Origin of the sequence: Marivivens marinus (genome assembly GCF_035969385.1) — a bacterium.
GTDB lineage: Bacteria > Pseudomonadota > Alphaproteobacteria > Rhodobacterales > Rhodobacteraceae > SELP01.
This window is the reverse complement of the sequence record NZ_JAYKKJ010000003.1, coordinates 188646-196656: the sequence shown is the minus strand read 5'-3', so window position 1 is coordinate 196656 and position 8011 is coordinate 188646. Positions and strand designations below refer to the sequence as shown.

Below are 8011 nucleotides of genomic sequence, written 5' to 3'. Positions count from 1 at the left end.
TCCGTTGTCCTTGGCGCGCCCCGCGCCCGGACAGGGTGATCACCTCGGCAGGTCTCCTGACTTGCGGGTCTGCGCTTGGCCAAACCTTCCCAGGGTTGGTGCCCCAGTGGTCTTTGTCGGCTTCGCTCTCCGCCTACAGTTGCGGGGGCAGTCGTGGAATTGGGAAAATCCCGCACCACGTTCCCTATTATCCGGGATGCCCCGGACCGAAGTGCGCCCTCCCTAGTCCTTGGTCTGAGTCGGCGCAAGTCGGAACGCGACGGGTTCAGGGCGGTTTTCGAAGCCGGTGGCCTAGCGGCGGCTGATTCCGGCGGTTTCCAGAAACAGATGCAGATCGACCGGCGTGATCGGCTTGGTCAGGATGCCGACCCCGACCGCTTCGGCGGCGGCCTGCACTTCGGCCGTGCGACGGGCGGTGATGATCCGGGCCGGGATCGGGCCGGCCGCGGCGCGAAGGTCGCGGATGGTGTCGGTGCCCCGTTCCTCTCCGGCCAGCTTGTAATCGACCAGCATCGCGTCCGGGATCAGGTCAATTTCCTCCATCAGCGCCTTGGCCTCGGCGCCAGAGGCGACATCGAGAACCTGCGCGTGCCACTTTTCCAGCAAGAGGGCCAATGCCCGGCGCATGTCAGGGTCGTTTTCGATGAGCAGGACCACCAGCCCGTCGTGCCGCCAGCGGTTATGCGGAATGCGCACGGCGGTGTTGCTCGCGCGGCGGCCCGCGCCCTTGACCACCGGCATCGTCACCCGAAACACGGTGCCAAGGCCGGGCGTCGAGTCCATCGACAAGGGATGGCCCAGCGTCGCGCAGGCCCGGTCCACGATGGCAAGCCCAAGCCCAAGGCCCTCGGTCGCGCCCTGACCCGTGCCGCGTTTGAATTCCTGAAACATTGCTTCTTGATCCTCGGCGGCGATGCCGGGGCCGGTATCCCAAACCTCGACCCGGACGGTCGCCCGCTGCCGACGCACCCCGACGACCACCTTTCCCGATGGTGTGTAGCGGATCGCGTTGGAGAGAAGGTTTTGCAGGATACGCCGACAATAGGTCGGGTCGGACCGGACCTGCGCCGATGTGGGCACGATCCGCAGGTCCAGCCCTTTGCGGGCAGCGACGGGGGCGAATTCGTCGGCCAGTTGGCGCAAGAGCGCGCCCAGGTCGATCTCGGCCAGATCGACGGCGGCGCGCCCGGCCTCGAGCCGGGAAATATCCAAAAGCGCCTCGATCATGCCGGTGACGCTGTCCAGCGCGTTTTGGGCCTTTCCCAGAACCCCGGCCTGCGGGCTACCGGTCAGATCCGCCTGAAGCGAGGAAAGATAAAGCTTCGCGGCAGAGAGCGGTTGCAACAGGTCATGACTGGCTGCCGCCACGAACCGGGACCGGGTCGCGATGGCCCGTTCCGCCACGCCAAGCGCATCTTCCAGTTCCAGCGTCCGTTCGGTGACACGTTCCTCAAGCCGTTCATTGGCGTCCGACAGGGCACGCGCCGCCTCGCGTTCGGTGGTGACGTCGGTCAGAGACACGACGAACCCCTGGTCGGGGATTTCCCGCGCGAACAGGGCAAAGACCCGCGATGCGCCGCGCCGGAATTCCAGCCGCAGAGGCCCGCGCCCGGCCCCTTCCGCGATCCAGCCCAGACAGGCTTCGGCATCCTCGGGCGGCAGGGCGGACAGCATCCGTTCGACCCCCGATCCGATCCGCAGACCAACAGCCAGATATTCATCCAGCCGCGCGTTGAAGCCCAGCAGGCGGGCGCCGGTGTCGAAGATGCCCACGCCCTCGTTGATATGGTCAAGGGTCACCCGGACCATCCGGGCCTGATCGTCCAGTTCCCGGCTGCGTTCCAGCCGTTCCATACGGATGATGTCGGACACATCCGTTTGAATGATGACGGTGCGCCCGTCCTCTGTCCGGTGCTGGCTGACCTGCATCCAGCGGTCGCCGGTCAGGGCCACGTTAAAGACGACGTGATCGTCCGACTGGCGGGCCTTGCGGCTGGCGGACCAGATTGCCGGGGTCTGCCCGTCCGGCAGGGCAAGGGCCGGGCTTTGACTTGCAAGGTCGATGTAGCGGTCGAAATGCAGACCCGGCAGAAGGTGCGGGCGCAGGTCGGGCATCCCCTGTCCAAAGCGGCTGTTGCACAGGACCAGTGCCCCATCGGGGCCAAACAGGGCAAACCCTTCGCGCAGGGTCTCGATCGCCTCGGCCAGGTCGGATCGGGCGCGTTCGGCCTCGGCGCTGGCAAGGGCAAGCTGGGCGTTCGACGCATTCAACAGGCCAAGCGCCTGTTCCAGGTCGCGGGTCCGCTGCCGAACCTGATCTTCCAGCAGAACAGCACGCTGGAACTGCGCATAGGCGGCCCCGGCATCATCCGACCCGCGTTCGATCCGCGTCATCAGCGCGGAACAGATCGTCAGAAGCTTGTCGATCTGACGATCTGGCGGGTCCGACGGGTTGATCAGGTCGCGGGCGGGCATCTGTCAGACCTCGGGGCCGTCTGGCGGGTAGATCGCGACACCGGTCATGGTCTGGTTCACATGCATCCCGCCGACCTGTTCACCATAGGTGGAAAAGCCCACGACCCGGTGCTGCGCCATGATCGCCGACAATGCCGCGCCCTGCTGCTTCTGTTCGGCTTCGATCCGGCGCAGGATGCAGTCGCAGGCCCAGATCGCCTCGGGCCGGGTGCCACCTTGGGACAGGGCGGCCATTTCGCGGGACAGGTGGTCGGGCATGTCGTCGGGTTCGGCAAGGGTCAGGACCAGACCTTCGTCGATGGCCGAATAGAAGACCAGATCGCCGTTTTCCAGAACCCGCTGGATCGACCGGACGTGGTGTTCTCCGCCAAAGCGAACCACGACGGGATGGGCGGCAAAGGTGAAGGCCGACAGCTGTTCGGGGTCTTTCCCCAGTAGGCGTGCATATTCGCGGGCGGCCGGTTCGGCGTTGATTTCCTGCACGATCCGGCGGGCCGGGTCGGCGCGGGTCACGACCATCCGCGTGTCGGTGGGTCGCAGGTGGTCAAGGCTGAACACCTTGACCGGGCAATCGCTGCGCACAAGGCACAGGACCGCCGCGTTTGTCAGAACCGCGCCATTGATGGACACGAAGGTTTCCCCGAACCGGTCGCCGTCCCCCGCCGAACCGCCGAACAGGGGCACCGGGCCAAGCCCCCCGGACAGGGCCGAGACAAGCGCATCCTCCCGCACCGACAGGCCGTCGATCATGAGAAAAGCAAACTCGTGGCGCCACAGCGGTTCCTCGGCGGTCAGCCGGGCCCGGCGGCGGATCATCCCGGCCACGATGTCCTGCGGGTCGATCCGCGACAGGTCGTCGATCACCACGGGCAGGGTGGCGAAATGGGCACGCGGCAGTCCTAGCGCAAGGATCGTCCCTTCGGCATAGCCGTCCGCCCCGATCTCGCCGGCGGTGGTGCAGCCGATAACGGTGGTGTCCATCCCGCCCCATTGGGTCCAGGCCGCGCGGGTTACCGCGTGAAAATCGGCCTCGGGGCTGACAAACAGCGCGACTAGCGCAAACGGACCTTTGCCGAGCCCGAGGGCCAATGCGCCGACCGGATCGGCATCGTCCGCCGTAACCTGCGCCTGCCTGAGGATCTGGGTCTTTGCGGTGCCGGTCATGATCCGCCGTCATCCTGAAGGACACTGGCAAAACTGGCCTCGCGCGCCAGAAGAACCGCCTGTGTCCGGCTTTGCACCCCCAGCTTGCGCATGATCGCGGTGACATGCGCCTTGACCGTGGTTTCGGCGATCGACAGGTCAAAAGCGATCTGCTTGTTCAGCTTGCCTTCGCACAGCAGTTGCAGGATGCGCGCCTGTTGCCGGGTCAACAGGGACAGGCGCTGCACCGCGTCTTCCTGATCGGAGGCCGGCGCGTCCGTGCCGCCGGTCAGGGGCACGCCGTCGGGTACGAATTGCCGCCCGTCGGCCAGTGCCTCGAACGCGGCACGAAAGACATCGCGCTGGGAATGCTTGGGGACGAACCCCGCGGCCCCCGCCCGGATCGCCGCGCCGATCATCCGATGGTCGGCCATGGAGGACACGACAAGGATTGGGCGGCCATCGACCGCGTTGCGCAGCCGTACCAGCCCGTCCAGCCCGCTGACGTCGGGCAGGTTCAGGTCCAGTACGATCACATCCGGCAGCGGTCCGTCCGACAGGGCGGTCAACGCCGCCTCTAGCGTCACCGCCGTGTCCACCCGCCCAATCCCCGCCACCGCCGGAAGCGTCATCGCCAGCGCATCGCAAAACAGCGGGTGATCGTCGATGATCAGGGCGGAACTGAATCCCGCCGTGGCCGGTCCGGTCACCATGCGCTGGTCCTCCCCTCTTGTCCTCTTTGGGCAAGTCTAGGCAGGTTCCGCGCCAAGGCCAACGGCACATTGGTCGAAGGCGCGGACTAGGCCATTGGTCGAATAGCCAGACGCGCCCCGAATCTCCTAGCCTGTTGCCAACGAATAGGGAGAACACCGTGGAGCTGAACGACACAAGGCAGATATCCGCCGCGCCAGAGATCGTCTGGGCGGCCCTTCTGGACCCGGAGGTTTTGAAGGAATGCATCCCCGGCTGTCAGGAGTTGACGGGCAGTGTTGAGGACGGGTTCGAGGCGGTGGTGACCCAGAAGATAGGCCCGGTGAAGGCGACCTTCAAAGGTGCCGTGACCCTGTCGGACATCGTTCCGGGTCAAAGCTGCACCATCTCGGGCGAGGGCAAGGGCGGGGCCGCGGGGTTCGCCAAGGGCGGAGCCAAGGTTGGCCTGACACCCGAAGAGGGCGGTACCCTTCTGACCTATGCAGTCGAGGCGCGGGTTGGCGGCAAGCTGGCCCAGCTTGGCAGCCGGATCATCGACGGGGTGGCCCGCAAACTGGCCGACGAATTCTTTGAACGGTTCCAGGCGGCGGTGGAAGGCCCGTCCGAGGGCGAGCCCGCCGAAGAGACAGACGAAGATACCAAGAAGAAAGGTTGGTTCGCCCGCGCGCTGGGCCGCTGACCCCAACAAGATCCATTTTCCAAGGGAGGAACAAATGGCAACGATCAAGATGACCGTGAACGGCAGGGAACGGTCCGGCGAGGCGGAGGGCCGGACGCTTCTTGTCGATTTTCTGCGGCAGGAGCTGAACCTGACCGGCACCCATGTGGGTTGTGACACCAGCCAATGCGGCGCCTGTGTCGTCCACGTGAACGGCGAGGCGGTCAAGGCCTGCACGATGTTCGCGGCCGAGGCTGACAGGGCCGAAGTGGTCACCGTCGAAGGCATGGCCAACCCCGACGGGTCGCTGTCTGTGATCCAGCAGGCGTTTCAGGATCACCACGGGCTTCAGTGCGGGTTCTGCACGCCGGGCATGATCATGTCTGCGGCGGCGCTGCTGAAGGACAACCCCAAGCCGACCGAGGCCGAGGTGCGCCACTACCTTGAAGGCAATATCTGCCGCTGCACCGGCTACCACAACATCGTCAAGGCGATCATGGCCGCCAGCGGACAGGACGTATCCGCGGTCGCCGCCGAATAACAAAAGCGAACCGGCGGGGATGGTGGATCAAGACCCACCTTACATGCCCCGCGCCCCAATTTCGTAAGGTGGGTTTCAACCCGCCACCCTCACAGGGAGGAAGATCAAGATGCCCAAAGATACCGGCATAGGCGCCAGCACCAAGCGGCGTGAAGACGTCCGTTTTCTAACCGGACGCGGAAAATACACAGATGACATTCAACTGACCGGGCAGGCCCACGCCGCCTTTGTCCGCAGTCAGGTGGCGCATGGCGAAATTCTGTCCATCGACACCTCGGACGCGGAAAAGATGCCGGGCGTTCTGGCCATCTTCACCGGCGAGGATTTCGTCGACGTTGGTGGCAACCCGGCGGGCTGGCTGATCAACAGCCGTGATGGCGAGCCGATGAAGGAACCCAAGCGTCCGGTTCTGGCCCATGGCAAGGTCCGCCATGTGGGCGATGCCTATGCCGCTGTCATCGCCGAAACCGCCGAACAGGCCCGCGACGCGGCCGAGGCGATCGTGGCCGACATCAAGGAACTGCCCGCCGTCACCAACATGGCGCAGGCCCTTGCCGGGGCGCCCTTCGTCCATGACGAGATTGCCACTAACCAGTGTTTCGACTGGGGCTGGATCGAAGACAACCGCGCCGCCACAGACGAGGCGATCAAGAACGCGCCCCATGTCACCACGTTGGAACTGGTCAACAACCGGCTGGTGCCCAATGCGATGGAACCCCGCGCCTCGACCGGCGACTATGACCCCGGTACCGGCTATTACACGCTCTATACCACCTCGCAGAACCCGCACCTGACCCGGCTTCTGATCTCGGCCTTCGTGCTGGGCATTCCGGAAAACAAGCTGCGGGTCATCGCCCCGGACGTGGGCGGCGGCTTTGGCTCGAAGATCTATCACTACGGTGAAGAGGCGCTCGTGCTGGCGGCGGCGAAAAAGCTGGGCCGCCCGGTCCGCTGGACCGCGACCCGGTCGGAAAGTTTCCTGACCGACGCCCACGGCCGCGACCACGTGACCAAGATCGAACTGGCCTGCGAAAAGGACGGCACGTTCATTGCCTTCCGCACGGAAACCATGGCCAACGTCGGCGCCTATCTGTCGAACTTCTCGACCGCGACGCCGACCTTCCTGCATGGCACGCTGATGGCGGGGAACTATACCGTCCCGCATGTCTATGTGAACGTGAAGGCCGTGTTCACCAACACCGCTCCGGTGGACGCCTATCGCGGCGCGGGCCGGCCCGAGGCGACCTATTCCATCGAACGGGTCATCGACAAGGCGGCGCGCGAACTGGGCCTGGACCCCATCGCAATCCGGCGCAAGAACTTCGTCAAGCCCGACCAGTTTCCGTTCACCAGCGCTGCCGGTCTGGAATACGACATCGGCAACTACGACGCGCTGATGGACAAGCTGGAAGAGCTGGCCGATTTCGGCGGCTTCGCCGAACGGCGCAAAGCATCCGAAGCGGCCGGCAAGCTGCGCGGTCTTGGGATCAACTCCTATATCGAGGCCTGCGGCATCGCCCCGTCGAACCTTGTCGGCATCCTCGGCAGCCGGGTGGGCCTTTATGATGCGGCCACGGTCCGGGTGAATGCCACTGGCAATATCTCGGTCATGGTGGGGGCGCACAGCCACGGGCAAGGGCACGAAACCGCCTTCCCGCAGGTCGTGGGCGAGATGCTGGGCATCGACCCGGCCTCGGTCGATATCGTGCATGGCGACACCTCCAAGATCCCCTTTGGCATGGGGTCCTACGGGTCGCGGTCGCTGGCGGTTTGCGGCTCGGCCGTGGTGCGGGCCACCGAAAAGGTGATCGCCAAGGCCAAGAAGATCGCCGCGCATATGTTGGAAGCCTCCGAGGCGGACGTGGAATTCGCCGAGGGCAATTTCACCGTCGCGGGCACCGACAAATCGGTGAGCTTTGGCGAGGTCGCGCTGAAGGCCTATATCCCGCACAACTTCCCGCTCGACAGTGTCGAACCGGGGTTGGAGGAAACCGCCTTTTACGATCCGGGCAATTTCACCTACCCGGCGGGCGGCTACGCCTGCGAGGTCGAGGTGGACCCGGAAACCGGAAAGGTCACTGTCGAACGGTTCACCGCCTGCGATGACTTCGGCAATGTGATCAACCCGTTGATCGTCGAAGGGCAGGTGCACGGGGGGCTTGGCCAGGGGATCGGTCAGGCGCTGCTGGAAAACACCGTTTATGACGAAAACGGTCAGCTCACCTCGGCCAGTTACATGGACTATGCCATGCCGCGCGCCGATGATCTGCCGTTCTACACGGTGGACCATTCCTGCGTGACGCCCTGCACCCATAACCCGTTGGGGGTGAAGGGGTGTGGCGAGGCTGGGGCCATCGGGTCGCCACCGGCGGTCGTCAACGCCGTGATCGACGCGCTGCAATCCGGCGGTCACAACGTCACCCATATCGATATGCCCGTGTCGCCGTCGCGCGTCTGGGCTGCGATGAACAACGCCTGAGTAG

At 65.0% G+C, this 8011-nt stretch carries 6 protein-coding genes and 1 riboswitch; of the genes, 3 read left to right on the top strand and 3 right to left on the bottom strand.

Going from position 1 to position 8011, the window contains the following annotated elements; all coding sequences use genetic code 11:
• Window positions 1–29: 29 nt before the first annotated feature.
• Window positions 30–226: riboswitch (cobalamin riboswitch) on the bottom strand.
• Window positions 227–291: 65 nt separating this feature from the next.
• The 3 genes from U3648_RS05740 to U3648_RS05730 are packed head-to-tail and all read right to left on the bottom strand — an operon-like array spanning window position 292 to window position 4331.
• On the bottom strand, window positions 292–2475 hold the full coding sequence (locus U3648_RS05740; protein WP_420858286.1) for a hybrid sensor histidine kinase/response regulator: 2184 nt from the start codon (window positions 2473–2475) through the stop codon (window positions 292–294).
• Between the two features lie 3 nt (window positions 2476–2478).
• Window positions 2479–3639 (bottom strand): FIST N-terminal domain-containing protein, encoded by a 1161-nt coding sequence (locus U3648_RS05735; RefSeq protein WP_420858285.1) that lies wholly within the window; start codon window positions 3637–3639, stop codon window positions 2479–2481.
• On the bottom strand, window positions 3636–4331 hold the full coding sequence (locus U3648_RS05730) for a response regulator transcription factor (RefSeq protein WP_420858284.1): 696 nt from the start codon (window positions 4329–4331) through the stop codon (window positions 3636–3638). Before U3648_RS05730 ends, U3648_RS05735 begins: the two co-directional genes overlap by 4 nt.
• 158 nt (window positions 4332–4489) lie before the next feature.
• Here U3648_RS05730 and U3648_RS05725 point away from each other — a divergent pair, with 158 nt between their 5' ends.
• The 3 genes from U3648_RS05725 to U3648_RS05715 all read left to right on the top strand — a co-directional run bounded on the left by U3648_RS05725 (window position 4490) and on the right by U3648_RS05715 (window position 8007).
• Window positions 4490–5008 (top strand): SRPBCC family protein, encoded by a 519-nt coding sequence (locus U3648_RS05725; RefSeq protein ID WP_420858283.1) that lies wholly within the window; start codon window positions 4490–4492, stop codon window positions 5006–5008.
• Between the two features lie 34 nt (window positions 5009–5042).
• The gene (locus tag U3648_RS05720) at window positions 5043–5528 is read left to right on the top strand and encodes a (2Fe-2S)-binding protein (protein WP_420858282.1); all 486 of its coding nucleotides are present in this window, start codon (window positions 5043–5045) and stop codon (window positions 5526–5528) included.
• Window positions 5529–5637: 109 nt separating this feature from the next.
• Window positions 5638–8007: a xanthine dehydrogenase family protein molybdopterin-binding subunit gene (locus tag U3648_RS05715; RefSeq protein ID WP_420858281.1), complete on the top strand. Its 2370-nt coding sequence runs from the start codon at window positions 5638–5640 to the stop codon at window positions 8005–8007.
• The last annotated feature ends 4 nt before the right edge of the window (window positions 8008–8011 follow it).

What these genes read in the sequence shown, in the direction of transcription:
- U3648_RS05740 (WP_420858286.1), bottom strand. Translation starts at nt 2,475, where the DNA reads ATGCCCGCCCGCGACCTGATCAACCCGTCGGACCCGCCAGATCGTCAG.
- U3648_RS05735 (WP_420858285.1), bottom strand. Translation starts at nt 3,639, where the DNA reads ATGACCGGCACCGCAAAGACCCAGATCCTCAGGCAGGCGCAGGTTACG.
- U3648_RS05730 (WP_420858284.1), bottom strand. Translation starts at nt 4,331, where the DNA reads ATGGTGACCGGACCGGCCACGGCGGGATTCAGTTCCGCCCTGATCATC.
- U3648_RS05720 (WP_420858282.1), top strand. Translation starts at nt 5,043, where the DNA reads ATGGCAACGATCAAGATGACCGTGAACGGCAGGGAACGGTCCGGCGAG.
- U3648_RS05715 (WP_420858281.1), top strand. Translation starts at nt 5,638, where the DNA reads ATGCCCAAAGATACCGGCATAGGCGCCAGCACCAAGCGGCGTGAAGAC.